The following is a 26,259-nucleotide window of genomic DNA, read 5'->3' as shown; positions in this document are numbered from 1 at the left end:
TTACTTGGGGAGTTTGAACACCCAGACCATGCCGCCCTGTTCGAGGTAATTGACCTTCTTGGCCACATCCCCGCCCCACAGCGGCACCGCACCGCCCCAGCCGGACACGACGCTGATGTACTGCTCGCCGTTTTGCTGCCAGGACACCGGCGGGGCCACCACGCCCGAGCCGGTCTGGAACTGCCAGACGACCTTGCCGGTCTTGGCGTCGGCGGCCTTGAGCCAGCCTTCCGGCGTGCCCCAGAACACGAGGTTGCCGGCGGTGGTGAGCACGCCACCCCACAGCGGGGCGCCGTTCTTCACTTCCCAGACGATCTTGCCGGTCTTGGGGTCCACGGCGCGCATGGCGCCGATGTAGTCGTCGTTCAGCGTCTTGATGGTGAAGCCGGCACCCAGGTAGGCCGCGCCCTTCTTGTAGGCGATGGGCTCGTTCCAGATCTCCATGCCCCATTCATTGGCCGGCACGTAGAACAGCTTGGTGTCGGGGCTGTAGGCCATGGGCATCTGGTTCTTGCCGCCCAGGAACGAGGGCGCCGAGAACACCGAGTTGCCCTTCTTGCCGTCGGCCGCGGCGGTCGGGTCGCCGGGGCGGTTTTCAGGGATGAAGTTGGGGCGGCCGGTCTTGAGGTCGATGCCCGAGGCCCAGGTGATCTTCTTGACGAAGGGGAAGGCGTTGTTCAGCTGGCCGTTGGTGGCGTCCAGCACGTAGAAGTAGCCGTTGCGGTCGGCCTTGGCGCCCATGCGCTTGCCGTCCATGTCGAAGGTGATGAACTCGTTGACGCCGTCAAAGTCCCAGCCGTCGTTGGGCGTGCCTTGGTAGTGCCAGACGATCTTGCCGGTCTTCACGTCAATGGCGACGGTGGAGCAGCTGAACAGGTTGTCGCCCTGGCGCAGGTGGCTGTTCCACGGCGCGGGGTTGCCGGTGCCGAAGTAGGCCAGGCCCGTCTTGGGGTCGTAGGTGCCGCCCAGCCAGGTGGCGGCGCCGCCGGTCTTCCACAGGTCGCCGGGCCAGCTCTTGCCTTGGGTGCCCGAGATGCCGTTCTCGGTCTTCTTGCCGTTCTTGTCCCAGGTGTAGCCCATGTGGCCTTCCACCGTGGGGCGAATCCAGACCATCTTGCCGGTCTTGGGGTCGCGCGCTTCCACGCGGCCCACCACGCCGAACTCACCGCCCGACACGCCGGTCAGCAGCAGGCCGCCCGCGATGATGGGCGCGGCCGTGGCCGAGTAGCCGGCGGCGTAGTCGTCGATCTTTTCCTTCCACACCAGCTCGCCGGTGTTCTGGTCCAGCGCCACGAGTTGGGCGTCCAGCGTGGCGAAGATGACGAGGTTGTCGTAGAGCGCGGCGCCGCGGTTCACCACGTCGCAGCAGGGCATGATGCCGTCGGGCAGGCGGTGCTCGTACTTCCACAGCTTCTGGCCGGTGGCGGCGTCCAGCGCAAAGATGCGCGAGTACGAGGCCGTCACGAACATCTTGCCGTTGTGGATGACCGGCTGCGACTCCTGGCCGCGCTGCTTTTCACCGCCGAACGAGAACGCCCAGGCCGGCACCAGCTTGGCCACGTTGCTGGTGTTGATCTGCTTGAGCGGCGAGTGGCGTTGCCCCTCGGTGCCCAGGCCCCACGACAGCACTTCCTTGCCGGACTTGGCGGAGGCTTCGATCATCTGGTCGGTCACGGCGGCGTGGGCGGTGCCAGCAGCCATCAGCCCGAAGCTGAGGGACAGCAGGGCGGCGAGCGGTTTGCGTTGCATGGGGTTGTCTCCTGATGGATTGGATGTGCACCGCCATGCCAAGGCGGCGAGCGGATCGCCCCCCAAAGCGCAAGCTCCATGCCAGTTGAAATCGGCGCGGGTTGGAGCAATTCCGGGCCCTGCCCGTGGCCGGTTTGCAGGGTTCCACCGGGGCCGGTGTCAACGGCTTGAACAGGCTGCGCCGCGGTGTGACAGCGGCGGCGTGGAGCACTGCCCACCCCCGCGCTGGCACAACGCCGTGCCACGCGGTGTTCCAGTGCTCCAGCCTGCAACAGTTGGCGGGTGCTTTCCCGGGTTTGAAGGCGTTGCCGCCGGGGGTGAACGCGCTTGCAGCGGGCTGGCACGGGTTCTGCGAAAGAGGTCTGTCCCAACCCCCATCGCACAACGCAGGAGACAGACCATGACCGTTTACGCCGCCCCCGGCCAAGCCGGCGCCAAGATTGCCTACAAGCCCCGCTACGACAACTTCATCGGCGGCAAGTTCGTGCCGCCGGTCGAAGGTCAGTACTTCGACGTCATCACGCCCATCAGCGGCAAGGTCTACACGCAAGCCGCCCGCTCGGGTGCGGCGGACATTGAGAAGGCCCTGGACGCCGCCCACGCCGCCGCCGCCGGCTGGGCCGCCACGCCGCCGGCCGTGCGCGCCAACATCCTGCTGCAGATCGCCGACCGCATCGACGCCAACCTCGAACTGCTGGCCTACGCCGAGACCGTCGACAACGGCAAGCCCATCCGCGAAACGTTGAACGCCGACATCCCGCTGAGCAGCGACCACTTCCGCTACTTCGCCGGCTGCGTGCGTGCACAAGAAGGCGCGCTGAGCGAGATCGACCACAACACCATTGCGTACCACTTCCACGAGCCGCTGGGTGTCGTCGGCCAGATCATTCCCTGGAACTTCCCCATCCTGATGGCGGCCTGGAAGCTGGCCCCCGCGCTGGGTGCGGGCAACTGCGTGGTGCTCAAGCCCGCCGAGAGCACGCCCATCAGCCTGCTCATCCTGGTGGAGCTGATCGCCGATCTGCTGCCCCCGGGCGTGCTGAACGTGGTGAACGGTTTCGGCCGCGAAGCCGGCATGCCGCTGGCCAACAGCAAGCGCATCGCCAAGATCGCCTTCACCGGCTCCACCGCCACCGGCAAGGTCATCGCCCAGGCCGCCGCCACCAACCTCATTCCCGCCACGCTGGAGCTGGGCGGCAAGAGCCCGAACATCTTCTTTGAAGACGTGATGGCCGAGGACGACGCCTTCCTGGACAAGGCCATCGAAGGCCTGGTGCTGTTCGCGTTCAACCAGGGCGAGGTGTGCACCTGCCCCAGCCGCGCGCTGATCCAGGAGTCCATCTACGACAAGTTCATCGAGCGCGCGCTCAAGCGCGTGGCCGCCATCAAGCAAGGCGACCCGCTGGACACCGACACCATGATGGGCGCGCAGGCCTCGGCCATCCAGATGGACAAGATCCAGAGCTACCTGGCGCTGGGCAAGGAAGAAGGCGCCAAGGTGCTGATCGGCGGCGACCGCGCGCAACTGGGCGGCGACCTGGCCGGCGGCTACTACATCCAGCCGACGCTGTTCCAGGGCCACAACAACATGCGCATCTTCCGCGAGGAGATCTTCGGCCCCGTGCTGGCCGTGACCACCTTCAAGACCGAAGCCGAAGCGCTGGCGATTGCCAACGACACCGTCTACGGCCTGGGCGCCGGCGTGTGGAGCCGTGACGGCAGCCGCGCCTACCGCATGGGCCGCGCCATCCAGGCCGGCCGCGTGTGGACGAACTGCTACCACGCCTACCCGGCGCACGCTGCCTTCGGCGGCTACAAGGAGTCCGGCATCGGCCGCGAAACCCATAAGGCCATGCTCGACCACTACCAGCAGACCAAGAACCTGCTGGTCAGCTACAGCCCCAACGCCTTGGGCTTCTTCTGATCGCGCGATCCGCGACTCAGCCACGGGGGCGGCTTTCGGGCCGCCCTTTTTTCATGGAGGCTGCCCATGCCCGAGTTCATTCCCCGCGTGCGCGCCACCGCGGCCGCGCAAGCGCTCATCGAGCAACTGCGCCGCCAGCACGGTGAGCTGCTGTTCTACCAATCGCACGGCTGCTGCGCCGGCAGCGCACCCATGTGCTTTGCGGTGCACGAGATGAAGCTCAACGCGGCGGACCGCTGGCTAGGTCAGGTTGGCGAGGGGGCTGGTGTGCCCGTCTACGCCAGCCAGGCCCAGTGCGACTACCTCGCCGGCCTGGAAATGACGCTGGATGTGGCCCCCGGCAACAGCGGCAGCTTCGGCCTGGAAGACGGCTCGGGCCAGCACTTCACGGCGCAGTTCCGGCTGTGGACGGACGAGGAGGTGCCGCGGCTGGCGCCCTTGGTGCCCGCGCCCGTCAGCTGACGCGGCCGGGGCACGGCGCCACGGCCCGGGCGCTCAGCGCGCGGTCACCGCTGGCGGCTTCGGTGAGGCCGCCTGCCAGAAGGCCTGCCAGCGCGGCAGGGCCCAGGTGTCGCCTGCGCTGCGCGCGGCGGCCTCGGCGTCTTCCACCAGCGGCAGCAGCGTGGCGCGGGCGGCGTCCACGCCCTCTCGGGCTTCCAGCAGGCCGCGATAGGCGATCAGAAAGCTCAGGCGCGCCCGCGTGTCGGCCTGCGCCAGCTTGTGCGGGGGCAGTGCCACGGCCCAGTGCCAGGCCTCGTCCAGGTCGCCGTTCTGCACCAACAGGTACATCAGGTCGCCGGCGATCTCGGTGGTTTGGCTGGGGTCGTTGCAGCGCGAGCAGGCCGGGTCGTTCCACTGGGCCTGCAGATAGTGCGTCAGGAAAAACCGGTACAGCGGCACGAAGTTGGGGTCGTGCCCGGCGCTGATCAGCCCGGCCAGGTCTCGCGGCCGGTCTTTGAAGGCCAGCACGCGGGCGCGCGCCCACTTGAAGCGCCGCTCCGACAGGCCGGCCTCGGCATGGGGCCAGGGCGTGTGGGTGTCCAGCCAGTATTCGGCCGCGCCGGCCAACTCGCCTGACGCGCCGGCCGGGTTCATGCCGCGCCAGGGCAGGCGGGCCCACCACCAGGGGCGGGGCACGGCGGCGTCCAACTCGGGCCAGGCCGGCCAGCGGGCTTCCAGGGCGGCGTCGGCGGCGCGGGTGTCGGCGCGGCTCCACGCCGCCGCCTGGCCCACCAGCACCGGTGCGGCCGTGAGCGCAGCCAGCACGCCCAGGCGCCGCCAGCGGCCGGCCCCAGGCCAGGCGAGCAGCAGCACCGCGGCGCCCAAAGCGAGGGCCGGCGCCAGCATGTCGTGTGCGGGGTGGGCCAGCACGAAGGGCTCCTGCGCAGGCAGGGTCAAGGGGTCGTGCAGCACGGTGACGGTGTCGCCCGGCTGCTGTGTGAGGAAGAGCCCCGGGCTGAGCAGCGACAGGCGCTCCACACGGCCGTTGCGGCGTGGGTCGGCCACGTCCACCTCGATGCGCAGCTCCTGCGTGCGCGGGCTGGTGGCCGTGGGCCCGGCCACCGTGCTGTGGCCGCGGGCCACCACGCGCCCGGGCAGGTGCAAGGCGTTTTGCCACAGGGCCAGTCGCTCGTGCACCTGCCACCCTGCCACCAGGGCCAGCACGGTGGCCAGCACCCAGCAGCCGGCGCGCACCAGGCGCAGCGGGTGAAGGGCGGACAGCAGCAGAGGGGGCAAGGGCATGGTGGCGGGCCGCCGGCTGCGAACGCAGGCCACGGCTGGGGCGTGGGCAACAGCCCGCCACTGTAGGGCCTGGCCCTGCGGGGCCAACGCTCAGCCGCGGCTGCGGCGGCGCACCGTCAGCAGGGCGGCCAGGGCGGTGCCGGCCAGGGCCAGCGACGCCGGTTCCGGCAGGCGGCCGTCTTCGGTGGGCTCGGCGTTCAAGCGGACCGCAAACGTGAGGTCACTGGCATTCCACTGCGTATCCTCGATCCGGCGCAGTACCGAACTGTTGCCCCTCCGGTCGGTCACGCCCCACTGCCACGCAGAGACGCTGCTGCGAACCGACAGGTAGTAGTCACCCACGCCGAGCACCAGCGGCTGCGCGAGCGCGGCAACGTAGTCGTAGACCTGGAAGTCGGAGAACAGCCATTGGCCGGTGGCGGAGCGGCTCGCTTGGTCGGTGGTGACTGTGAGCAGCGGTGCAGAGTTGGGAAGGCCCTGGTTGGCGGCATAAACGTCGATGACGAACTCTTCCGTCGGAGCGGCGCCATAGCGGGCGTAGATGCCGCTCCAAGAGACGCTGGTCAACTGCACCGGCTGGGTCATCTGGAACAGCTCGGCGCGGAGCGCGCTGCCGCTGCGGTTTGCGGTGCGCGCATCCACCAGGCCGTTGCCATAGGTGTTCCACACCAAGCCGGCGTGGGCCGACGCGGCGGCCAATGCGCAGGTGAGGGCCAGCAGACCGCGTTGCAGGGGTTTGAAGCGAGCGAGGGGGTGGGAGTGGGACATGGTTGCCTTCCTGAGTCAGCGGTTGTGAGTGGGGCGAGCTCTGCGGCTCGCGTCCAAGAACAGGGCAATGACACATGCCCCGGCTTCTTCAAGAACGACACGGCGCGTGGGGTTGCGCCAGGTTGGGCGCGCAAACGCGCCGTCTCGCCCCTTAAAGGCGGGTGGGGGCGTCCTCAGGGCTGAGCATGCAGGGCGGTGAATCCTCACCGGGCGTGTCGGTGAGGGGGTGCGGCCTGTGCGAGGGGACCTGGGCTGGGCCGCGGGCTCGGTGGCCGGTGCGGCTCCGCCTGCGTTCAGGGCGACGGCGCGCTCAGCAGCTGTGCATGCAACAAGGCCGTCAGGTCGGCGGGCAGCTGGTGCAGGTCCAGCGGCTTGGTCCAGTAGGCCTGGAAGCCGCCGGCCAGGGCGCGGGCGCGTTCGGTGGGCATGGCGTCGGCCGTCACGGCCACGGCGGGCACATCGGCCAGGGCGGGTTGGGCGCGCAAGGCGGCCAGCAGGGCGTGGCCGTCCATGTCGGGCAGGCTCATGTCCAGCAGCAGCAGGTCTGGGCGCAATTCGCGCGCCAGCGCGCAGGCGGTGCGGCCGTCGGAGGCCACGCGCAGGTGCAGGCCGGGGAAGCGGGCGAGGAAGGCCTGCATCAGCAGCGCGTTGACCGGGTCGTCTTCGGCGTACAGCAGCTCCCAGGTGGTGCCGGGCTGCAGGTCGGCGATGCAGGGGGTGGGCGCGGCGCGTGGGGCCGGCTCGGCCACCGGCTCGGCGCGGGGCAGGCTGACCTGGAAGCTGCACCCGGCGCCCACTTCGCTGTCCAGCGTCAGCTGCCCGCCCATGGACTCCACCAGGTGCCGGCTGATCACCAGCCCCAGCCCCGTGCCTTCCACCTGACCGCGCTCGGCGCCCAGGCGGTTGAAGGGCTGGAACAGTTGCGCCCGCTGCGCCGGCGTGAGCCCGGGGCCATCGTCCTGCACGGTGAGGTGCACCCGGTCGCCCTCGGGCTCCGCGCGGACCTCGATGCAGCCCTGGTCGCGCGTGTACTTGATGGCGTTGGACACCAGATTCGTCAGCACCTGGCGCAGCCGCGTGTCGTCGGCCAGCACGGCCAGGGGCTCCGGCAGGTGCCACCGCAGGGTGAGCTGGCGCTTCTGGCTGGCGTGGGCCAGGCTGTCGCGCACCTGCCGCACCAGCGGCTCCACGGCCACCGGCCCCAGTTGCAAGCGCAGCCGGCCGGCCTCAATGCGAGAGATGTCCAGCACGTCGTCGATCAGGTGCAGCAGGTGCTCGCCCGCGTTCTGGATCAGCCCCACGCGGTTGAGCAGCCGGGGCTCAGCGCGGTGCAGGTCTTCGGCCAGCAGGTGCGAGAACCCGATGATGGCGTTCAGCGGCGTGCGCAACTCGTGGCTCATGCGGGCCAGGAATTCGCTCTTGCTGCGGCTGGCCTGCTCGGCGGCGTCGCGTTCCAGAGCGGCCGCTTCCCCGGCCACGGCGTCGGTCACGTCCACGATGGTGCCGTACCACACCAGGCGCCCATCGGGCTCGGCATAGGGCTGGGCCAGCAGCCGGTGCCGGCGCCAGGGGCCGTCGCCCGCCCGCCCGCGGAACTCGGCCCGCCAGATGGACATGGCCGTGGCCGAGATGTCGCGGCTGATCTGCAGGCCGGCGTGGTCGTCTGGGTGGACGTGGGCCAGCCAGGCCGCATCGCTGAAATGCACCGCCTCCGGCGCGATGCCGTACAGCGACACGATGCCCGCGCTGGCGTAGCTCATCCAGGCGCGGCCATCCACGTCGCGCACGCATTCAAACAGCAGCAGGGGTGCGGCGTCGGCCGAACGCTGCACGCGGCTCAACTCCTCCTCGATGCGCAGCCGCTCGCGCATGGGCGACAGCACCAGCTGCGCCACGGCGCCGTCCGGCGTTTGCAGCAACCGGGCCGAGCACAGCACATGCAGCGTGCCCTGCGGCCCGCGCAGCGCCAGGCTGAGTTCCTGAACCCGGCCGTGCAGCCGCAGCGTGGGCAGCAGGTGGGTGTGATACAGCACGCGGCCCGCGCGGCTGAGCAGGGTGTCGATCGACTGCCCCACCAGCGTGCCCGGTGCTGCGGCCAGCCACTCCCGCAAGCAGGCGTTGGCGGCCAGCACCTCGGCCTTCAGGCTGACGTGCAGCACGCCAACCGGCAGGCCTTCCAGTTCAGGGGGCAGCCCGGCCATCGAGCATCTCCCGGATGAGGTCGACGGTCAGCCCCGGGTGGCTCACGTGCGGGCAGTGGCCCGACACGTCCACCTCGCGCAGCACGCTGCCGGGCATGCGGGCCTGCATCCAGCGCCCGATGCCGGGCGGGGCGATGCTGTCTTGCAAGCACTGCACCAGCGTGCACGGCACCTGCACGCGGGGCAGCAGGTCGCGCACATCCACCAGGAAGGCCAGCCGGGCGAAGTGCCGGGCGATGCGCGGCTCCAGCGAACACAGGGCGGTTTCAAACTGCGCGGCCAGGTCGGGCGGGTTGTGCTCGCCCATGGCCATGGGCGCCAGAAAGTGAGCCCAGCCGAAGTGGTTGGCCTCCATCAGGTGGAACATGTCGTCGAGGTCGCTGCGCTCGAAGCCGCCCACATAGTCTGGCGGGTCGTTCATGAAGCGGGGCGAGGGGGCCAGCAGCATCAGCCGGTCGAACAGCTCGGGCCGCTGCTCGGCGGCCAGCAGGGCCACCACGCTGCCAATGGAATGACCCACACACACCACCCGCTCGAAGCCCGACGCCTCAATCACCTCCAGCAGGTCGGCCGCATAACCTCTCAAGCTGGCGTGGCGCTCTTGGTCCCAGGCGGGAATGGCGCGCCCGCAGCCGGCTTGGTCGTACACCAGCACGCGGTGATCCGGCTCGAAAGCCGGGGCCACGAAGCGCCAGATGCTGCGATCGCACCCGAAGCCGTGCACGAACACCAGGGCTGCGCCCCCCGTGCCGCTGATCAGGGCATGGTGGCGGTCCAGAGCCGACGACAGACTCATTCCATCCTCCTTGGCGGGCCGGACGGCGGTCACGGAGGCGTGCCGCGGTTCTCGGGCCTGCAGGCTGGCAGTATGCGTCGGCGGCGGGGGCTGGGGTCAAGACCTGGCATCCTGTAGGTCAAAGCACCTGTTGCGCGACACGGACGTAAACCGGAATCCCGACCAGGATATTCAGCGGGAACGTGAGCCCCAGCGACATGCCGAAGTACAAGGCCGGCCGCGCCTCCGGGATGGCGATGCGCACCACCGCAGGCACGGCGATGTACGACGCGCTGGCCGCCAGCACCATCAGCAGCGCGCCGTTGCCGGCTGACAGCCCTGTCAGCACCGCCAGCCCCAGCGCAAGGCTGGCGTGCACCGGCGGCGCCAGCAGCGCGTAGGCCAGCAGCCGGGGCGACTCGCCCCGCAGCGAGCCCAGGTTGCGCGCGGCCAGCAAGCCCATGTCCAGCAGGAAGAAGGCCAGCATGCCTTTGAACAGGTCGCCGGCAAACGGCTTCATCGCCGCCTCGCCCGACGCACCCGTCAGCAGGCCCACGCCCATGGCACCCAGCAGCAGCAACTGCGCGCCGTCGGTCAGCGATTCATGCATCACCGCCTTGAGGCTGTGGCCTTCACCGGCGCGCCCCTCGCGTTGCCGCGCCAAGTTGGCCAGCAGCACGGCCATGATGATGGCGGGCGACTCCATCAGCGCCATCGCCGCGGCCATGTGCCCGCCAAAGGCCAGGCCGTGGTTGTCCAGGTATTGCGTGGCCGTGATGAACGTGACCGCGCTGACCGAGCCGTAGGTGGCCGACAGCGCCGCCGCATCAAAGCGCGACACCCAGCGCTGCAGCAGCACGTAGCCCAGCGCCGGCACCACCACCGCCATCAGCAGCGCACAGCCCAGGCTCAGCACCACCTCCGGCGTGAGGCCCGACTTGGCCAGCGCAAAGCCCCCCTTCAGGCCCAGCGCCATCAACAGGTACAGCGACAGGAAGCGCGCAATCGGCGCGGGAATCTCCAGGTTGGACTTGAGCGCGCCGGCCAGCAGGCCGAACACGAAGAACAGGATGGCGGGGTCGAGAAAATTTTGCATGGTGGGCCGGCATGGTGCGCAGGCCGGTTCATCTGCACAATTGATTTATGTCGATGCCATTCATTCGGAATGCCAATGCGTGATGCCTTCCCCCCGGGTTTGGAGCGGGCCTGGCGCGCCAGCTGGCCGCAACTGCGCAGCCTGGAAGCCACCGTGCGCCTGGGCGGCGTGGGCCGGGCGGCGCAGGCGCTGCACCTGGCGCAGCCCACGGTGTCCACCCAACTCAAGGAACTGGCCGCCAGCCTGGGGCTGGTGCTGTTCGAGCCGCACGGCCGGGGCCTGGCCCCCACGGCCGTGGCGGAACTGCTGGCCCAAACGGTGCGCGACATGGCGGCCCGCTGGCAGCAGTTCGAGGAAGACGCCGCCGCGCTGCAAGGCCTGCGCCGCGGGCGGCTGCGCATTGCGGCCGTCACCACCACCGAGTACTTCCTGCCCGACCTGCTCGGGCCGTTTGCGCGCGGCTACCCCGGCATTCGCATCGACCTCGCGGTGGAGAACCGCGACGCCGTGGTGGCCCGGCTGGAACGGGGCGACGACGAGTTGGCCGTGATGATGCGCCCGCCCGCCCACCTGCCCCTGGCCCGCTGGCCGTTTCTGGACAACCCCCTGGTGATGATTGCGCCGGCGGACCATGCGCTGGCGTCACGGCGCCGCCTGCGTTTGCAAGACCTGACCGACGAGCCGCTGCTGGTGCGCGAAAAGGGCTCGGGCACGCGGGCTGTGGTGTCGGAGGTGCTGGCCGAGCGCGGCGTGACCTGGGCGCCGCGCATGGCCCTGGGCAGCAACGAGGCCATCAAACACGCCGTGCGCGCCGGCCTGGGCGTGGCCGTGCTGTCCCGCCACACCCTCGCGGCCGATCCTGCCACTGAAGGCCTGGTGGTGCTGCCGGTCACAGGCTTCCCCGTGCGCCGCCAGTGGTTCCTCGTCTGGCGCCAGGACCGGGCCTTGTCACTGCCCGCGCGCACGCTGCTGGACGACTTGCGGCAGCGGCTGGGGGTGCGGGTGCGGCCGGGGTGAGGGGTGAACGCCGTGGTGCGCAGCCGTTGGGTAAGCTGAGAGCGCGCCTGCGTTTTGCACGCACCTCAGGCACCTCACCCTCGGAAGATCGCTGCCATGCCCCGTTCTCGTGTGCTGTTCTTGTCCGTCGCGTTGGCCGGGTTGGCTGGCTGCGCCGGCCAGCCCCTGGTTGCCCTCCCCACGCCTTCGCCCGAGGCGCGCGCGGAAGTGCTGGTGTACCGCGAATCTGCATTCATCGCCGGTGGGGTCTCGCTGGCGGTGGGCAGCCCGGGCGGTGCTTTCGCGGCGTTGTCGAATGCTGATTACGTGGTGGCGGGTATGGCCGCCGGAGTGCGTGAAATCTTCGTTCAGGCCCGCTCGGCCGAGCCTACCCGGGTGACGGTGAACCTGCAGCCCGGCGCGCGTGTGTGCCTGCGCACCAGCGCGTCCCCCAGTACCTTGGCCAAAGTGTTGGTGCCCGTCACCTTGATCGCCACGGGCTACCACTTCTACCTGGACGAAGTGCCGTGCCCTTCGGCTGACGTGCTGGCGAACTACAAGCGCGTGCCGGTCACCTACGCTGCCCCCTAGCGCTGGCTCGCGTCAAGCGTGCAGCCACGCAGGGCGGGTCGCGACGCGCCGCTGCGCTTCGGGCGTTCCACGATGGATGTCTGTTGGTCTCTGGCACGACGCAGGCCGCAACGGCCTCGATCGCTGCGCCCCAACTCGCGGGATTGTGGCCCTGCCCAGAACAATGACCATCTCGCCGCTCATAAGTTCGGGATCAAAGGAGAAACATGATCAAGGAAGGTCGGTCGATCGCTGTCGCTTTGACGGTCACTCTGTCAGCGATTGCGTCAAACGCACAGGTTGTTGCCCGCGGGGATGGGACGTTTGAGGATGTTGTCAACGGTCTGATCTGGACCAACGGCAATATCTCTGCCAGAACCACCAAGACCTACTCTGAGGCGAGTGGTTGGGCGGCAGCTTTGAACCTTGCTGGCATCTCCTCTTGGGAACTCCCGACCAAAGATCAGTTCGCGCTGCTGTATGCGACCCAGGGTAGCAATCAGAGCGGTGGAATGATCAGACCTCCACTGACGATCGGCGGCAACTACTACTGGACCAGGGACGTGGGCGTCTTGGCGGGACCTAACAGTTCCGTACATGCACACTATGCGTTTGCACCAAACGCCTATCCCGCAAGCGCCTCCTTCAAGGTCTTTGCAGACACAACCGCAATGAGCTTCTGGGCAGTTGCCGCTGTACCAGAACCGACCACGTTCACCTTCATGCTTGTCGGAGTTGTCGGACTTATCCTGTTCAAGCGCTATCGGAAGGCTGGTTCGTGAGAGCTTGCTGACGCCTAACTCACGTACAGGGACTTCCCGGTGAATCAACCGGATTGATGTGGGTGGCATCCGATAGTTGCCTTCGCTGTTTTCCTCAAGACCCGAGTTCGGGTTTGATGCAGCGTCACATAGAACAGACTGCACATCTACAGGCTCAGTCCGCCAGCCACTGCAGCGCCTCGGCCGGCAACGCCAGGCTCAAGCGCTCGCCCGGTGCGGGTGCAGTGGCCTCCGGCGGCAGGTTCAGCACCAGCGTTTGGTCGCCCGAGGTTTGCAGTTCCACGCAGGTGTGCGTGCGCCCCGGGTGGGCGGCGCGCACCTGGGCGTCGAGCCGCCAGGCGTTGGCGGGCGTGTGGGCGCTGGCAATTTGCAAGGCGGTGATGGGGGCGATCCAGCAGCCGGTGTCGCGCCGCCAGGGCTCGGGGGCGCTGCGGGCGTCCAGTGGGTTGAAGGCGCCGAGGAACTGAGCCACGCGCAGCGTGCGCGGGCGTTGCCACAGCTCGGCCGGTGGGCTGCATTGCTCGATGCGGCCGTCGAACATCACGGCCACCTGGTCGGCCAGCTCGAACGCTTCGTCGCGGTCGTGGGTGACGAGCACGCAGCTCTGGCCCAGTTCGCGTTGCAACTGCCGGAACGACCGGCGCAGCGGCACGCGGAAGGATTCGTCCAGGGCCGAGAAAGGCTCGTCCAGCAGCAGCAGCGAGGGGTGCGGGGCCAGCGCGCGCGCCAGGGCCACGCGCTGTCGTTGGCCGCCGGAGAGCTGGCCCGGGCGCTTGGTGGCGTGTTCGGCCAGGCCGATGAGTTGCAGCAGCTCGGCCACCCGGGCCTGCTGTTGCGCGGCGGGCGCGTGGCGGGCTTGCAGGCCGAAGGCGATGTTGTCGGCCACGCTGAGGTTGGGGAAGAGGGCGTAGCTCTGGAACACCACGCCGATGCCGCGCTGCGCGGTGGGCAGGGCGGTCACATCACGGCCGGCCAGGGCCACGGTGCCGCCGTCCAGCGGCTGCAGACCGGCAATGGCGCGCAGCAGCGTGGTTTTGCCGCAGCCCGAGCCGCCCAGCAGCGCCAGCACCTGGCCGGGCGGCAGCGCCACGTCGATGCCTTGCAGGATGGGCCGTCCGCCGAGGGCCAGCCGGGCTTGTTGGACTAGGAGCGCGCTGGGGTTCGCCATGAGGTGAGCAAGTGAACGACCAGGCCGAGCCCGGTGGTGATGACGAGGCTGACGACGATGAGCGCCGCCGCGAGGTGGCCGTTGGCGCCGCGCAGGCCGTTGATGAGGGGCTGCAGCAGCTCCAGCGAGCCGGCCAGCAGCAGGTTGGCGATGGCGAACTCCATGGCCGCCGTCGTCCAGGCCAGCAGGCCGGCAGCGGCGAAGGCGGGCAGCAGCAGCGGCAGCAGCACGCGCTTCAGCAGCAGGCTGTCGGGCGCGCCCAGCGTGCGGCTGGCGTCGATCAGCGGGCCGGCGTCCAGCTGCTGCAGCGCGGCCGAGAGCGTTTGGTGCACCAGCGGAAACAGCAGCGCAGCCAGCAGGCCCACGTACACCAGGCGCAGGTCCAGCACATCGCCCCAGCGGCCCACGAAGAGGTCCAGCGCGCCGATGGCCACCACCACCGGCGGGATGGCGTAGGGCAGCAGGGCGAGCGCGTCCAGGAAGGCCTTGAGGCGCGGCGACGCGAGATGCCCCGCCAGGCTGGCGGCGCCGCCCAGCACCACGGCCAGCGCGGCGGCGGCGCCGGAGATCCACACCGAGTTCCACGCCGCGCTGCGCACGCGCGCGTCGGCGGCCAGACCGGCCAGCCAGTGCAGCGTGGCGTCCTGCGGCAGCAGGCTCTGGTCCCACCGTTCGCTGAAGGCATAGGCCGCCACCGCCAGCGGCGGCAGCAGCACCAGCAGCGCGGCGGCCCAGAAGGCGAAGGCGGGCAGGCGCCAGGGGCGGTTGGCGGACTTCATGCCGAACGCCTCCACCGGGCGGCCAGCCACCGGCCGCCCACGATCACGCCCAGCAGCAGCACGGCCATCACCAGCGACAGCGCGGTGGCCAGCTCGGGCTGCGAAAAGATGTCACCACTCACCGCAGCGGCAATGCGCACCGCCAGCACCGGGCTGGCCGTGCCGGCCAGCGCAAACGGCGTGGCGTAGGCCGCAGCGGCGTTGGCGAACAGCAGGCTGGCGGTTTCGATCAGGCTGGGCGCCAGCAGCGGCAGGCCCACGCGGCGCCAGAAGCGCGCCGGCGTGGCGCCCAGCGTGGCGGCAGCGTCCATCAGGGCTGGGTCCAGCAGGCGCACGGGGGCCATCAGCAGCACCAGCGCCAGCGGCACCTGGAAGGCGGTGAAGGCCAGCAGCAGGCCGGCATCGCTGGCCAGGTCCCAGCCCTGCAGCAGCCCCACGCTGCGGGCCAGTGCGGTCAGCACGCCCTGGCTGCCCAGCAGCAGCGTGAGCGCCAGCGCCAGCGGCACGCCGGCGAAGTTCGCACCCAGGCCGGCCAGCACGGCCACGGGCTTCTCCCAGCGCGGGTGGGTGACGAGGTGCAGCGCCGCACCCAGGCCCAACACCAGGCCGAGTGCGGTGGACGCGGCCGACAGCGCCACGGTGCGGGCGATGGCGTCGAGGTAGAAGCGGTCGGCCCACAGCTCGTGCAGCGCGCAGGGGGCGCCGCCGCTGCTGTTCATGCAGGCGTGCAGCAGGTCCAGGCTGCGCCAGCCCAGGGGCAGCACCAACGCGGTGGCCAGCAGCACCAGCAGGGGCGTGGCCACCAGCCAGGCGCGGGTGGGGGTCAGCTGCATCCGAGGTGCTGGGCGATGAAGGGGCGAATGCCCAGCTGCGTGCCGGGCCAGCCGGCCGGGGCATGGCCGCCACCCTGGCGCGGCAGCCACACCAGCGGCACCTCGCGCTCCACCGGCAGCGGGCCGCCGTGCCAGTGGTCGGCGTGCATGCCGTGGTCGCTGGTCAGCAGCAGGTCGTAGCCAGCAGCGTGCCAGCGGGGCAGGGCCTGGGCCAGGATCATGTCCAGCTTGCGCGCGGCCATGCTGTAGCCGCTGGATTCGCCGCCGTGGCGGTGGCCGGCCAGGTCCAGCCCCATGGGGTGCACCAGCAAGAAGTCGGGCGCGTGGGCCTGGCGCAGCGCCTCGGCATCGGCCAGCAGGTGGGAGTCGGGGTAGTCGTCTTCCCAGTACCAGCGGGCGGCATCGATCTTGAGCGCGGGCAGCGCGGCCTCGCGGTGGGCGAGGGGGTCGAACACCTCGCCGGCCAGCAGTTCGTAGAACCAGTGGTAGCCCGCCACGGCGGAGCGGCGGCCGGCGGCGGCGAGGTCGTCGAACACCGTGCTGCCGCAGCGCTGCCCGGCCTGCCCGTTGCCCAGGATGCCGTGCTGCAGCGGCGTGCGGCCGTTGATGACCGTGGCGTACAGCGGGCGCGACAGGCTGGGCAGCTCGCAGCGCAGCGTGCTCCAGTGCGCGCGGCCGGCTTCATGCAGGGCCTGCACGTAGCCCATGTAGTCGCGCGCGGTGTCGGCGCGCAGGCCGTCGACGAGAAGAAGGATGAGCTTGTTCATGCGCCGAGGACATCCCGCTGCCAAGCGCGCGGCAGCTTCTTCACCTCTTCCGTCCACAGCGCGGGCTTGAGCGCGCGGGCGGCGGCGTACTGGGCGGCGGGCAACAGCTTTTTCTTGAGGTCGTCCGGCAGCGCGAGGTGCTCCACGCGGATGGGCCGGGCGTTGCCGCGGGCGAGGTTCAGCTGGCCCGCGTCGCCGAAGATGAACTCGCGCGTCAGGTCGCCCGCGTTGGGGCGCTTGGAGTGCTTGTTCAGCAGCGTGGTGTAGCCGCTGGTGATGCTGCCGTCGCTGGGAATGAGCACCTCGTAGTCGGCCGCGTTGGGCAGCTTGTCGCGGTAGCTCAGCGCGTTGAAGTCCCACATCACAAACACCTCGGCCTCGGCGCGTTCCATCAGCGCGGGCGAGGGGTCGGTGCTGAGCAGCTTGCGCGCCTTGGCGAGCTGCGCGAAGGCCTGCAGCGCGGGTTGCAGTTGCACCTCGCTGCCGCCCAGTGCGTGAGCGGCGGCCAGCACCGTGGCGTTGGCTTGCGCGGCGCGGCCCACGGCGCCGATCAGCACGCGCGGCTGGGCGGCGAACAGCGCCTTCCAGCTGCGCGGCACGTCCTTCAGCAGCCGCTTGTTCACGGCGAAGGCGATGGTGCCGGTGTAGGCGAGCGCCCAGTGGCCGTCGGCGTCTTTGGCCCAGTCGGGCACTTGCGCCCAGGTGCTGGGCTTGTAGGCGCGGGTGAGGCCGCGGGCCTTGGCGATGGCGCCGAACTCGAAGCCCACGTCGCCGAGGTCGATGCTGGCGTTGGCGCGCTCGGCCTCCATCTTGGCGATCTGCTCGGCGCTGCTCATGTCGGTGTCCACATGGGCCAGGCCGTACAGGCGCTGCAGGTCGGCCCAGGTGGCGCGCCAGTTGGCCCAGTCGTCGGGCATGCCCACGCTGGTGACGCGGCCCTCGGCGCGGGCGGCTTTCTCCAGCGCGCCGGGTTGGGCCGTGGCCAGGGGGGCAAAGCCGGTACCGGCCAGGCCGGCGAGGACGTGTCGGCGGTTGAAAGTGCTCATGCCTTGGAGGGGAAGCGCAGTTGGTCCAGGCTCAGCCGGTGCTGCAGGCGGGTGTCGCCCTTCACATCGCGGATGCTGAGTTGCAGCGTGGGCACGGGGGTGGAGAAGTCCAGGTCCACCAGGCCGAAGTTGAGGTCGGCGTACACGCTGCCCACGCGGCGCGCGTTGGGCGTGGGGATGTCCCACACCTCGGTGAGGCCGCTGCTGGTGAGGTCCCACAGCGGGTAGCTGGCGGGCGTGTCCCAGCGGGAGAGGTCGGCGTAGTGCATGTCGCCGCTCACCACCACCACGCCTTCGGCGCGCTTCTCGCGGATCAGGTCCACCAGCCGCTGGCGCTCCAGCGGGAAGTTGTTCCAGCCCTCCCAGCCCGTGCCCTCGGCGGCCAGCTGCACGCTGGAGCACAGGATGCGCACGTCCGCCGGCTCGGCCAGGCGATCGGCCAGCCAGGCCCATTGCGCCTCGCCCAGCAGCGTGGCGGCGGGGTCGAGGTTGGGCACGTACCAGCCCTTCATCGCGCCGCCACCCAGTTTGGCCTTGGCGTACATGGCCGCGTAGCCTTGCTTGAGCGACGGGTCGGCCACCAGGGCGGTGCGGTTGAAGCGCAGGTCCAGCATCAGCAGCTGCACCGTGCGGCCGCCGCGCTCGATGCGGTAGGCCTCATAGATGCCGGGCCGCGTGCGGCGGGGCGAGTCGGCGGGCTCGTTCCACTCGTCGCAGAACAGCTGTTGCGACAGGGCCTTGAACGCGTACTCAGTGCCCACGTCGTCGTCGCCGAAGTCGTGGTCGTCCCAGATCGCGAGGTGGGGCACATCGCGGCGGAAGGCCTGCAGCGCCTCGGCCGTGCGGAACTCGGCGTAGCGCTTGCGCAGGGTGTCGGCGTCCTTCGCGTCGGCGTAGAGGTTGTCGCCCAGGAACAGGAACAAGTCCGGCCGCGCGGCCCGCACCGCGGCCCAGATGGGCTGCGGCTTGGACTGCTTGGCGCAGGACCCGAAGGCGATGCGAAGGTGGTGGCCGTGGGCGGCATCGGCCGGCGCGGGCAGCGCCAGCGGGCGCGAACCGAGGTTCGCACCCGCCTGCGCGCCCACGCCCGCCGCGGCCAGCCCGGCCGCCAGCATCCACTGGCGGCGGTCGAGCCCGGCGGTCGTCGTCATCAGAGCTTGCCCGTGAAGGTGATGAACACCTGGCGCGGCGTGCCCTGCAGCAGGGTCTGGCTGTCACCGCTGTTCACAAAGCCGTTGCTGCCGATGGTGGACACGTACTTCTTGTTGGCCAGGTTGGTCACGCCGACCTGCACGCTGCCTTCGGACAGCACGCCCAGCGACTTGGTGCGCACGCCACCGCTCAGGTTCACCAGCGTGCGGCCGGGCACCGAGGCGTCGTTGAGGTAGCTGAAGTAACGCTTGGACATGTGGTCCACGCCCAGGTTGCCGAAGCACTGGCCGTCGTCGTAGCTCAGGATGCTCTTGACCATCTGGTCCGGCGCGTCCACCACGTGCTTGCCGGCGGTGGCGACGGTGGTGGTCTGGTTGCTGGCGTTCTTGCTGACCACGTCGTCCTGGTAGGTCGAGCGGCTCAGGCTCAGGCTGTTGTACCAGCTCACGCCCGGCATCAGGCGCAGCGACAGCGCGCCTTCCAGACCCTTGGTGCGCACGCCGCCCACGTTGCTCAGCACCGTCGGGTTGCCCTGGATGCCCGAGCCTTGCGTCACGCCCAGCAGGCGGTCCTTGAAGTCCACCACGTAGGCCGTGACGGCGGCTTCGTACAGCTTGCTGGTGGTGCGCCAGCCGCCTTCGAGGTTGGTGGAGGTTTCGGGGCGCAGCGAGCCCTTGATGGCGTCAAAGCCGGCCTGCGTGGTGGCGAACGGCGTGGTGCCGGTGGCCGCGCCCTGGTAGGCGCGCATGTTCTTGGAGACGCTGGCGAACAGCTCGTCCGTGCGGCTGAGCTGGTAGTTCAGGCCCACCTGCGGCAGGAAGCTCTTCTTGGCCGTGATGCTGCCGGCCGGGCCGGTGCCGATCTGGCGGTTGGCATCGATCGTGGCCTTCAGCGACTTGAAGCCCGCACCCAGCGTCAGGCCTTGGGCCAACTCCACCGTGTCGGACAGCGAGAACTGGTCCGTCTTGGTGGTGAAGGCGTACTGCCACTGCGTGAAGAAGGGGTTGCTCGGGAAGTCGTAGGGGCTGGGCACCGCGCTGGGCGAGGTGGCGTAGAAGCGGCGGGCCTGGTCGAAGTCGTTGTTCTCGTGCCAGTACGAGACGCGCAGCTGGTGGCCGGCGAGGTCGTATTCGAGCGTGGTGCTCAGGCCGTTGCGCTTGATGGCGTACTCGGTGGTGCGCAGCGCCACGGGCGTGCCGTCGGGCGAGGCGGTGTAGGGCGTGTACCAGAGGCCACGGCCGTCGTTCTTGTGGTGGTAGACGGTGGTCTTCAGCGTCAGGCTGTCGGCCAGCTTGGCGTCCAGAGTGGCACCGGCCAGCGTGTCCTTGCGCAGGCCGGAGCCGGCGTAGTAAGCGTCATCGCACTGGGCGGTGTAGGGCTTGCCGGCCACGTTGCCGCAGTAGTCCTGCGAGGCCTTCACGGCCGCGCTGAAGTTGGGGAAGAAGTTGTCCCACTGGTAGCCCAAGCGGTTGATCATCTCCAGGGACATGTCCTGGTAGTCGACCTCGCGGCGGTTGGAGGTGTTGAGGAAGGCCGACAGGCGGCTGCCGCCGAAGTCCTTCACGTACTTCAGGTTCACTTGCTCTTGGCGCTGCTGGCCTTCGCCGCGCCACTTGTCGGCCACCTGGCGGGTGTAGCTCAGGTAGACGGCGCCGAGCTCGCTGGCGCCGCTTTCCAGGCGCACGAAGGTGCGGCTGTTCTTCTCGCTGCCCAGCGTTTGCGAGGCTTGCAGGCCAAAGGTCTTGGCCGGGTCGGCCGAGTAGAACTGCAGCGTGCCGCCGAGGTTGCTGGAGGAGGGCGTGTCCAGCGAGCCGGTGCCTTGCGACAGGTCGGCGCGGGCCACGTTCTCGCTGCTGATGGCGCGGCTGATGTGCAGGCCGTTGAGGTTGCCGTAGCTCATGTCGCCCAGGGGCACACCGTCCAGCGTGAAGCCCAGCTGGTTCTGCGAGAAGGCGCGCACCGTGAAGCGGGTGGACCACTCGTAGTTGCCCAGCGGGTCGGCCGACTGGAAGTTCACGCCGGGCAGGCGCGACACGGTGGCCAGCGGGCTTTGGCCGGCGGCGGCTGCGGCCTCGAAGTCGGCCTTGGTGAGGCCTTGCACCGAGCGGATCTGGCCGCGGCCCAGCGTCACCGTGACGCGTTCGAGCTCCTGGGTGTCGGGGGTGCTTTGGGCGAAGGCCGGGGCGGCCGCGAAGGCCAGGCCCAGCAGGGCGGCGGCGGTGGCGACCGGGGTGAAAGCGTGAACAGCAGAACGCATGGTGTGTGGAGGCTTGGAGGTGACGAGGCTGCAGACCGGGCGGGCCCACAGGCGGCGTTGGAACGGGCCGCAATGTCACAAAAGTCCACGACAGTTCGACGACAAAACCGTGTCTTCGGCGCGAATTCCACAAACTTCCACAAGCGCCCCCGGATTCACACAAGCGCCACACGCCACTGCTCCACTCCTCGCGCATTGCTGCTTGCCGAGTGCCTCTCGCCCATGTGGGTTGCCGAACGTCACCGCCTCATCCTTGCGCTGCTGAACACCCACCAGGGCCTGACCACCGAGCGTTTTGCCGAGGCGCTGGGCGTGTCCCGCGAGACCGTGCGGCGCGACCTGATCGAGCTGGAGCGCAGCGGGCAACTGGCCCGCGTGCACGGCGGTGCCGTGGCCGCTGCGGCCGGCAGCCCGCCGGAGCCCGCGTATGCCGAGCGCGCGGCCCTGCAGCAGCAGCAAAAGCGGGACATCGCGCAGCAAGCCGCCGCGCTGCCCGCCCCGGGGCAAACCTGCTTTCTGGATGCCGGCTCCACCACGCTGGCGCTGGCCCAGGCGCTCGCGCCGCGCGAGGGGCTGATCGTCATCACCAACTCGCTGGACGCCGCCATGGTGCTGGCTTGCCACCGCCACCACGAGGTGCGGCTGCTGGGCGGCCGCCTGGAAGACGACGTGCCTGCCACCTACGGTGAGCAGACGGCGGCCGAGATCGCCCGGCTCCACGTGGACTGGGCGTTTGTGTCGCCGGTGGCGCTGGACGCTGTCAACGGCGCGATGGACTACCTCTGGCACGAAGCCACCGTGGCCCGCGCCATGCTGGGCCGCGCGCGCCGCCGCGTGGTGCTGGCGGATGCGAGCAAGCTGGGCCAGGCCAGCCGCGTGCAGATTTGCCCGCCGGTGGAGGTGGACGTGCTGGTGACCGACGCAGGCGCCGACCCGCAGGTGCTGGCCGCGCTGGCGGCGGCCGGCGTGGGCCAGGTGCTGCAGGCGCCGGCCCCGCCGCACGCCGCCGAGGGCCCGCGCGCCGCCGAGATTCAGCGCACGGCCGAGGTTCAGCGCGCAGCGTAGGGGCCGTTGCGCAAGGCGTCGGCCACGCCCTTGCGGTTCTGGGCCAGCGCCACCAGGCTGAAGTGGATGTGCCCGCTGCCGGGGCTGAGACGGCGCACGCTGTCGATCTGGCCCAGGATTTCGTCGGGCATCCAGCTTTGCGGGCTGGCGTCGATGCGGCTGGTGAACAGGCCGGGGTGGATGGGCCGGTCCAGCGGGTTCAGCGCCCGCCAAGCCTGCAGCAGCACATCGAACGCCTGCGCGGTTTGCGCACGCGGCCAGTACAGCTGCGGGGCGAGGTAGTCCAGCCAGCCCTCGCGCAGCCAGAGTTCCACGTCGGCAAACAGCTTGTCGTACTGGCTGAAGCCGCTGATGCCCGCGGGCCGCAGGTCCGGCCGCGGCAGTCCGAAGGGGCTGATGCCCACGCGCGTGCCGGGCCGCACCTCGTGCGCCAGCGCGTACAGCCGCTGCACCAGGCGGTTCACCTGGTAGCGGCGCCAGTCGGCGCGGGCCAGCGCGCCGCCGCTGGCGGTGTACGCCTTCCAGGCCGGGTCGTCCGGAAAGTCCACCTCGGCCTTGGTGGCCGGGTCGGTCACGGGGTAGGGGTAGAAGTAGTCGTCCAGGTGCAGGCCGTCCACCGCGTAGCGGCTCAGCAGGTCGCGCGCCACAGCCAGCGTGTGCTCGGCGGCGCCGGCTTCGCCCGGGTCCATCCAGAGCTGATCGCCATAACGGCGCACCCACTCGGGGTGGGTGCGGCTGACGTGGGTGTCTGCCACGGGCGACTTGGCCGTGCTGTGCCGCGCGCGGTAGGGGTTGATCCAGGCGTGCAGCTCCAGCCCGCGCGCCCGCGCTTCGGTCAGCCACACGGCCAGCGGGTCGTAGCCGGGGTGCTTGCCCTGCGTGCCGGTCAGCACCTCGCTCCAGGGCTCCAGCGCGGATTCGTACAGCGCGTCAGCCGCGGGGCGCACCTGCAGCAGCAGCGCGTTCAGGCCGATGCGCTGCGCCGTGTCGCACAGCCGGCGGATCTCGTCTTGCTGCTGCGCGGCGCTCAGGCCGGGCTTGGACGGCCAATCGATGTTGGCCACCGTGGCCACCCAGGCCGCGCGCCACTCGCGGGGCGGCACGGCGGGCAGGGCCGGGGCCGCTGCACTGGCGGCCGATGCGGCAGCGTCAGCCGCCGATGCCGCCGAGGCGGGGCCATTGCCCGCGCCGGGCAGCGGGGGCGGCGTGCCGCAGCCGGCCAGCCACGGGCCGGCGGCCCCGATCAACAGGTGGCGTCGCTTCATACCTTCACGAACCAGTGTTTGCGGTGCATCACCCAGGCCACCGCGTACATCACGGCCACGAACGCCAGCGCGTGCAGCAGCGAGGCGTTCACCGGCGCCAGGCCGCTGTCGCGCAGCGGGGCGTAGAGGGCGGTGCCCAGCGTGAGGCCGTCGGCCATGTGCACGGTGTACAGCAGCTTGGCCACCAGGCCCGACAGCGCGAACAGGAACAGCGCGTTCATGCCGAACACCACCAGCGGGTGCAACCAGCGGGCCCAGCGCGCGCGGGCCAGCGGCTGGGGCGAGGCGTCCAGCAGCCAGTAGAACACCGCGAACACCAGGCAGGCCCAACCCGCCATGGTGAACACGAAAGGCGGTGTCCAGAGGGACTTGTTGATGGGCATCAGCCAGGCGTCCAGCACCTGGCCCAGCCACAGCGAAGCCAGACCCGCCAGCACCCAGGTCATGGTTTTCTCGGCCGGCTGTCTTGTCGACGCCAGCACATAGCCGGCCAGCACGCCCAGCAGCTGCGAGGCCACCGCCGGCAGCGTGGAGAGCAGCCCTTCCGGGTCCCAGGTCTTGGCCTGGCGCCACAGGTGGCCGTCCATCAGCGTGCGGTCCAGCCAGGCGCCCACATCCTGGCCGGGTTCCAGCAGGCCGGTGTGCACCACGCCCTCGGCGTTCGGCACCGGCACGAGCAATTGCACGGCGGCGTACGCAGCCATCAGCGCCACGGCCCACAGCGCCACGCCGCGTGGCCGGCACCACAGCACGATGGGCGCGGCCAGCAGCGTGCACAGGCCCAGCCGCTGCAGCACGCCGGGGAGGCGCACGGCGCTGAAGTCGAAGCTGGGAATCAGGTTGAGCAGCAGCCCGATGCCGATGATGACGAGCGCCCGCCGCGCGGTGGTCAGCAGCAGCGCGGTTTTGTCGGCGCCGGCCTGGGCGCGGCGGGCGAGGCTGATCGTCATCGCCATGCCGCTGATGAACACGAAGAAGGGGAACACCCAGTCGGTGAAGGTCCAGCCGTGCCAGTGCGCGTGCAGCAGCGGTGCGTACACATGGCCCCAGTCGCCGGGGTTGTTCACCAGCAGCATGGCCGCGATGGCGAAGCCGCGGAAGGCGTCGAGCGACAGCAATCGATCTTTCATTCGTCTGCCTTCTTTCCGAAGCCGTCTGGCACCTGGATGAGCGCCGCCATCGCAAAGCTCGGCACGGTGGCCACCAGCACCCAGATGAAGAAGGGCACGTAGCCGAGGTGGTCTTGCAGCCAGCCGCTCCACATGCCCGGAATCATCATCCCCAGGGCCATGAAGCCGGTACAGATCGCGTAGTGCGCGGTCTTTTGCGGTCCTTCAGCGACATGGATCATGTACATCAGATAAGCCGTGAAGCCGAGGCCATAACCGAACTGCTCCACGGCAAGCGCCGCGCTGATGACCGCCAGGCTGGTGGGATGCGTGAGCGCCAGCAGCAGGAAGGCCACGTTGGGCACATGCATGGCCAGCACCAGCGGCCACAGGGCGTGCTTCAGGCCCACGCGCGAGATGACCCAGCCGCCCACCAGGCCGCCCACGGTCAGCGCCGTCAGGCCCACGGTGCCGTAGGCGATGCCCAGTTCCTTGGTGGTCAGGCCCAGGCCGCCTTGGGCCACCGGGTCCAGCAAGAAGGGCGAGGCCAGCTTCAGCAGCTGTGCTTCAGGGAATCGGTACAGCAGCAGAAAGCCCAGCGTGACTGCGATGCCGGGCTTTCGGAAGAAGCTGGCAAACACCGCAAAGAACTCGCGCGCCAGGCCGCCGGCGGCGTGCCTGCCGGGGCCGGGTTGGTCGGCCACCGGGCGGGGCAGGGCCACGCTGTGCCACAGGGCCAGCACGCCGAACAGCGCGCCCAGCACCCAGAACACGCCCGTCCACGCCTGCACCACGCTGCCGGTGCGCTCGGTCAGTTCACCGGCCAGGTACACCAGCCCGCCTTGCCCGCCAATGTTGGCCAGCCGGTAGAAGGTGGAGCGCACGCCCACGAAGGCGGCCTGCTGGTGCTGCGGCAGCGCGAGCATGTAGAAGCCATCGGCCGCGATGTCGTGCGAGGCCGAGGCGAAGGCCATCAGCCAGAACACCGCCAGCGACATCTGCACCATGTGCTCGGTGGGCAGCGTCAGCGCCACGCTGGCCAGCGCCGCGCCCACGAAGAACTGCAGCACCGCCACCCACTGCCGCTTGGTGCCGAACAGCTCGGCCAGTGGCGACCACAGTGGCTTGATGACCCAGGGCAGGTAGAGCCAGCTGGTGTAGAGCGCGAGGTCGGTGTTGGACAGGCCCAGGTTTTTGTAGAGCACGCCCGACAGCGTCATCACCACGACGTAGGGCAGCCCCTGCGCGAAGTACAGCGAGGGCACCCAGGCCCACGGCGAGCGGCTCATGCCGCCAGCGCCCGGCTCACGCTGCCGTCGGCCGCGTCCAGCAGCGCCCGGGCCTCGGCCACGGCCACGCCGCGCTGGAGCATCACCAGCGCGGTTTTCACGTGGTGGTCGCACTGGGCCAGCGCGGCTTGCGCGTCGGCTTCGCTCGCGCCACTGGCGCGCACGGTCAGCGCCACGGCGCGCTTCACCAGCTTGGCGTTGGTGGCCTTCAGGTCCACCATCAGGTTGCCGTACACCTTGTGCAGCTTCACCATCAGGGCCGACGAGAAGGTGTTCAGCGCGATCTTCTGCGAGGTGCCGGCCTTGAGCCGCGTGCTGCCGGAGATGACCTCGGGGCCCGTGTCCAGCGTGATGCCGATGTCGGCCTGCGCCGTGACCGGTGCGCTGGGGTTGTTGGCGAAGCCGATGGTGAGCGCGCCGGCCGCGCGCGCGGCTTCGATGGCGCCCAGCACATAGGGCGTGCCGCCGGAGGCTGCCAGCAGCAGGGCCACGTCGTTGGGGCCGGGGTTCAGTGCGGCGAGGTCGGCCGCCCCTTGGGCGCGGTCGTCTTCCGCGCCTTCCGCGGCCACGAACATCGCGCCCGCTCCGCCGGCAATCACGGCCACCGCGCGCTCACGCGGCCACGAGAAGGTGGGGTACAGCTCCACGCTGTCAAGCACGCCCAGGCGGCCGGAGGTGCCGGCGCCGGCGTACAGCAGCCGGCCGCCGGCGCGGATGCGGGGCAAGGCGGCGTCCACCGCGGCGGCCAGTTGCGGCAGGGCGGCTTTCACCGCCGCGACGGCCGCGGTCTGGTCGTCCACCAGCGCGTCCAGCAGGGCGGGGGTGGCGTAGGTGTCCAGGTCGGCGTGGCGGGTGCTTGGGGTTTCGGTGTTCAGCATGGGCAGGGCAAAACAGGCTGGCCGCACTCTAGCGGCTGGCACCCGGC

The 26,259-nt window shown here is 70.1% G+C and carries 23 protein-coding genes; 6 read left to right on the top strand and 17 right to left on the bottom strand.

Annotation, left to right across the window (positions count from 1 at the left end):
- Complete coding sequence (locus ACG01O_RS15415) at positions 1 to 1,749, bottom strand: PQQ-dependent methanol/ethanol family dehydrogenase (protein WP_394385887.1); 1,749 nt, start codon at positions 1,747 to 1,749, stop codon at positions 1 to 3.
- Between the two features lie 400 nt (positions 1,750 to 2,149).
- On the opposite strand from ACG01O_RS15415, the gene exaC reads away from it, so the two are divergent.
- Positions 2,150 to 3,673, top strand: coding sequence for an acetaldehyde dehydrogenase ExaC (gene exaC / locus ACG01O_RS15410; RefSeq protein WP_394385885.1), 1,524 nt, complete (start codon positions 2,150 to 2,152; stop codon positions 3,671 to 3,673).
- Positions 3,674 to 3,739: 66 nt separating this feature from the next.
- Positions 3,740 to 4,135, top strand: a complete 396-nt coding sequence (locus ACG01O_RS15405) for a DUF779 domain-containing protein (protein WP_394385884.1) — start codon at positions 3,740 to 3,742, stop codon at positions 4,133 to 4,135.
- A gap of 33 nt (positions 4,136 to 4,168) precedes the next feature.
- Here ACG01O_RS15405 and ACG01O_RS15400 read toward each other — a convergent pair whose 3' ends face one another.
- The 5 genes from ACG01O_RS15400 to ACG01O_RS15380 all read right to left on the bottom strand — a co-directional run bounded on the left by ACG01O_RS15400 (position 4,169) and on the right by ACG01O_RS15380 (position 10,256).
- Positions 4,169 to 5,416: a hypothetical protein gene (locus tag ACG01O_RS15400; protein WP_394385883.1), complete on the bottom strand. Its 1,248-nt coding sequence runs from the start codon at positions 5,414 to 5,416 to the stop codon at positions 4,169 to 4,171.
- A 90-nt stretch (positions 5,417 to 5,506) separates the two neighbouring features.
- Entirely contained in the window at positions 5,507 to 6,184 is a 678-nt protein-coding gene (locus ACG01O_RS15395; protein ID WP_394385882.1) for a hypothetical protein, read from the bottom strand.
- A 293-nt stretch (positions 6,185 to 6,477) separates the two neighbouring features.
- Positions 6,478 to 8,385: a hybrid sensor histidine kinase/response regulator gene (locus tag ACG01O_RS15390; protein WP_394385881.1), complete on the bottom strand. Its 1,908-nt coding sequence runs from the start codon at positions 8,383 to 8,385 to the stop codon at positions 6,478 to 6,480.
- Positions 8,366 to 9,181, bottom strand: coding sequence for an alpha/beta fold hydrolase (locus ACG01O_RS15385; protein ID WP_394385880.1), 816 nt, complete (start codon positions 9,179 to 9,181; stop codon positions 8,366 to 8,368). The genes ACG01O_RS15390 and ACG01O_RS15385 overlap by 20 nt, the downstream gene beginning before the upstream one ends.
- Before the next feature lie 118 nt (positions 9,182 to 9,299).
- Positions 9,300 to 10,256, bottom strand: coding sequence for a sodium-dependent bicarbonate transport family permease (locus ACG01O_RS15380; protein ID WP_394385879.1), 957 nt, complete (start codon positions 10,254 to 10,256; stop codon positions 9,300 to 9,302).
- Positions 10,257 to 10,331: 75 nt separating this feature from the next.
- Here ACG01O_RS15380 and ACG01O_RS15375 point away from each other — a divergent pair, with 75 nt between their 5' ends.
- From ACG01O_RS15375 to ACG01O_RS15365, 3 genes are all read left to right on the top strand, one after another.
- Positions 10,332 to 11,273, top strand: coding sequence for a LysR family transcriptional regulator (locus ACG01O_RS15375; RefSeq protein WP_394385878.1), 942 nt, complete (start codon positions 10,332 to 10,334; stop codon positions 11,271 to 11,273).
- A gap of 96 nt (positions 11,274 to 11,369) precedes the next feature.
- Positions 11,370 to 11,843 carry a hypothetical protein gene (locus tag ACG01O_RS15370; RefSeq protein ID WP_394385877.1) on the top strand — a complete coding sequence of 158 codons (474 nt, stop codon included), beginning with the start codon at positions 11,370 to 11,372 and terminating at the stop codon, positions 11,841 to 11,843.
- A gap of 206 nt (positions 11,844 to 12,049) precedes the next feature.
- Positions 12,050 to 12,604: an Lcl C-terminal domain-containing protein gene (locus ACG01O_RS15365; protein WP_394385876.1), complete on the top strand. Its 555-nt coding sequence runs from the start codon at positions 12,050 to 12,052 to the stop codon at positions 12,602 to 12,604.
- Positions 12,605 to 12,758: 154 nt separating this feature from the next.
- Here the strand turns inward: ACG01O_RS15365 and ACG01O_RS15360 are convergent, their stop codons facing one another.
- Genes ACG01O_RS15360 through ACG01O_RS15330 form a run of 7 tightly spaced genes read right to left on the bottom strand, consistent with a single transcriptional unit; the run spans position 12,759 to position 20,606 of the window.
- Complete coding sequence (locus ACG01O_RS15360; RefSeq protein WP_394385875.1) at positions 12,759 to 13,772, bottom strand: ABC transporter ATP-binding protein; 1,014 nt, start codon at positions 13,770 to 13,772, stop codon at positions 12,759 to 12,761.
- Positions 13,748 to 14,551 carry an ABC transporter permease gene (locus ACG01O_RS15355; protein ID WP_394385874.1) on the bottom strand — a complete coding sequence of 268 codons (804 nt, stop codon included), beginning with the start codon at positions 14,549 to 14,551 and terminating at the stop codon, positions 13,748 to 13,750. Before ACG01O_RS15355 ends, ACG01O_RS15360 begins: the two co-directional genes overlap by 25 nt.
- On the bottom strand, positions 14,548 to 15,384 hold the full coding sequence (locus ACG01O_RS15350; RefSeq protein ID WP_394385873.1) for a hypothetical protein: 837 nt from the start codon (positions 15,382 to 15,384) through the stop codon (positions 14,548 to 14,550). The genes ACG01O_RS15355 and ACG01O_RS15350 overlap by 4 nt, the downstream gene beginning before the upstream one ends.
- Positions 15,375 to 16,151 (bottom strand): alkaline phosphatase family protein, encoded by a 777-nt coding sequence (locus ACG01O_RS15345; protein ID WP_394385872.1) that lies wholly within the window; start codon positions 16,149 to 16,151, stop codon positions 15,375 to 15,377. The genes ACG01O_RS15350 and ACG01O_RS15345 overlap by 10 nt, the downstream gene beginning before the upstream one ends.
- Entirely contained in the window at positions 16,148 to 17,197 is a 1,050-nt protein-coding gene (locus ACG01O_RS15340; RefSeq protein WP_394385871.1) for an ABC transporter substrate-binding protein, read from the bottom strand. The genes ACG01O_RS15345 and ACG01O_RS15340 overlap by 4 nt, the downstream gene beginning before the upstream one ends.
- Complete coding sequence (locus ACG01O_RS15335) at positions 17,194 to 18,348, bottom strand: alkaline phosphatase D family protein (RefSeq protein ID WP_394385870.1); 1,155 nt, start codon at positions 18,346 to 18,348, stop codon at positions 17,194 to 17,196. Before ACG01O_RS15335 ends, ACG01O_RS15340 begins: the two co-directional genes overlap by 4 nt.
- Positions 18,348 to 20,606, bottom strand: coding sequence for a TonB-dependent receptor (locus ACG01O_RS15330; RefSeq protein ID WP_394385869.1), 2,259 nt, complete (start codon positions 20,604 to 20,606; stop codon positions 18,348 to 18,350). The genes ACG01O_RS15335 and ACG01O_RS15330 overlap by 1 nt, the downstream gene beginning before the upstream one ends.
- Positions 20,607 to 20,828: 222 nt before the next feature.
- Between ACG01O_RS15330 and ACG01O_RS15325 the strand changes: the two genes are divergently transcribed.
- Positions 20,829 to 21,671, top strand: coding sequence for a DeoR/GlpR family DNA-binding transcription regulator (locus ACG01O_RS15325; protein ID WP_394385868.1), 843 nt, complete (start codon positions 20,829 to 20,831; stop codon positions 21,669 to 21,671).
- Here the strand turns inward: ACG01O_RS15325 and ACG01O_RS15320 are convergent.
- The 4 genes from ACG01O_RS15320 to murQ are packed head-to-tail and all read right to left on the bottom strand — an operon-like array spanning position 21,656 to position 26,212.
- Positions 21,656 to 22,936, bottom strand: coding sequence for a glycoside hydrolase family 10-like protein (locus ACG01O_RS15320; protein WP_394385867.1), 1,281 nt, complete (start codon positions 22,934 to 22,936; stop codon positions 21,656 to 21,658). The genes ACG01O_RS15325 and ACG01O_RS15320 overlap by 16 nt on opposite strands.
- Positions 22,933 to 24,066, bottom strand: coding sequence for an acyltransferase family protein (locus ACG01O_RS15315; RefSeq protein ID WP_394385866.1), 1,134 nt, complete (start codon positions 24,064 to 24,066; stop codon positions 22,933 to 22,935). The genes ACG01O_RS15320 and ACG01O_RS15315 overlap by 4 nt, the downstream gene beginning before the upstream one ends.
- Positions 24,063 to 25,334: an MFS transporter gene (locus ACG01O_RS15310; protein WP_394385865.1), complete on the bottom strand. Its 1,272-nt coding sequence runs from the start codon at positions 25,332 to 25,334 to the stop codon at positions 24,063 to 24,065. Before ACG01O_RS15310 ends, ACG01O_RS15315 begins: the two co-directional genes overlap by 4 nt.
- Positions 25,331 to 26,212 carry an N-acetylmuramic acid 6-phosphate etherase gene (gene murQ / locus ACG01O_RS15305; protein ID WP_394385864.1) on the bottom strand — a complete coding sequence of 294 codons (882 nt, stop codon included), beginning with the start codon at positions 26,210 to 26,212 and terminating at the stop codon, positions 25,331 to 25,333. Before murQ ends, ACG01O_RS15310 begins: the two co-directional genes overlap by 4 nt.
- Positions 26,213 to 26,259: the final 47 nt, after the last annotated feature.

The sequence above is a fragment of the Pelomonas baiyunensis genome, assembly GCF_043555935.1.
GTDB classification, from domain to species: Bacteria; Pseudomonadota; Gammaproteobacteria; order Burkholderiales; family Burkholderiaceae_C; genus Pelomonas; species Pelomonas baiyunensis.
The sequence above is the reverse complement of the archived record's forward strand: the minus strand, read 5'-3'. Positions and strand labels throughout refer to the sequence as shown.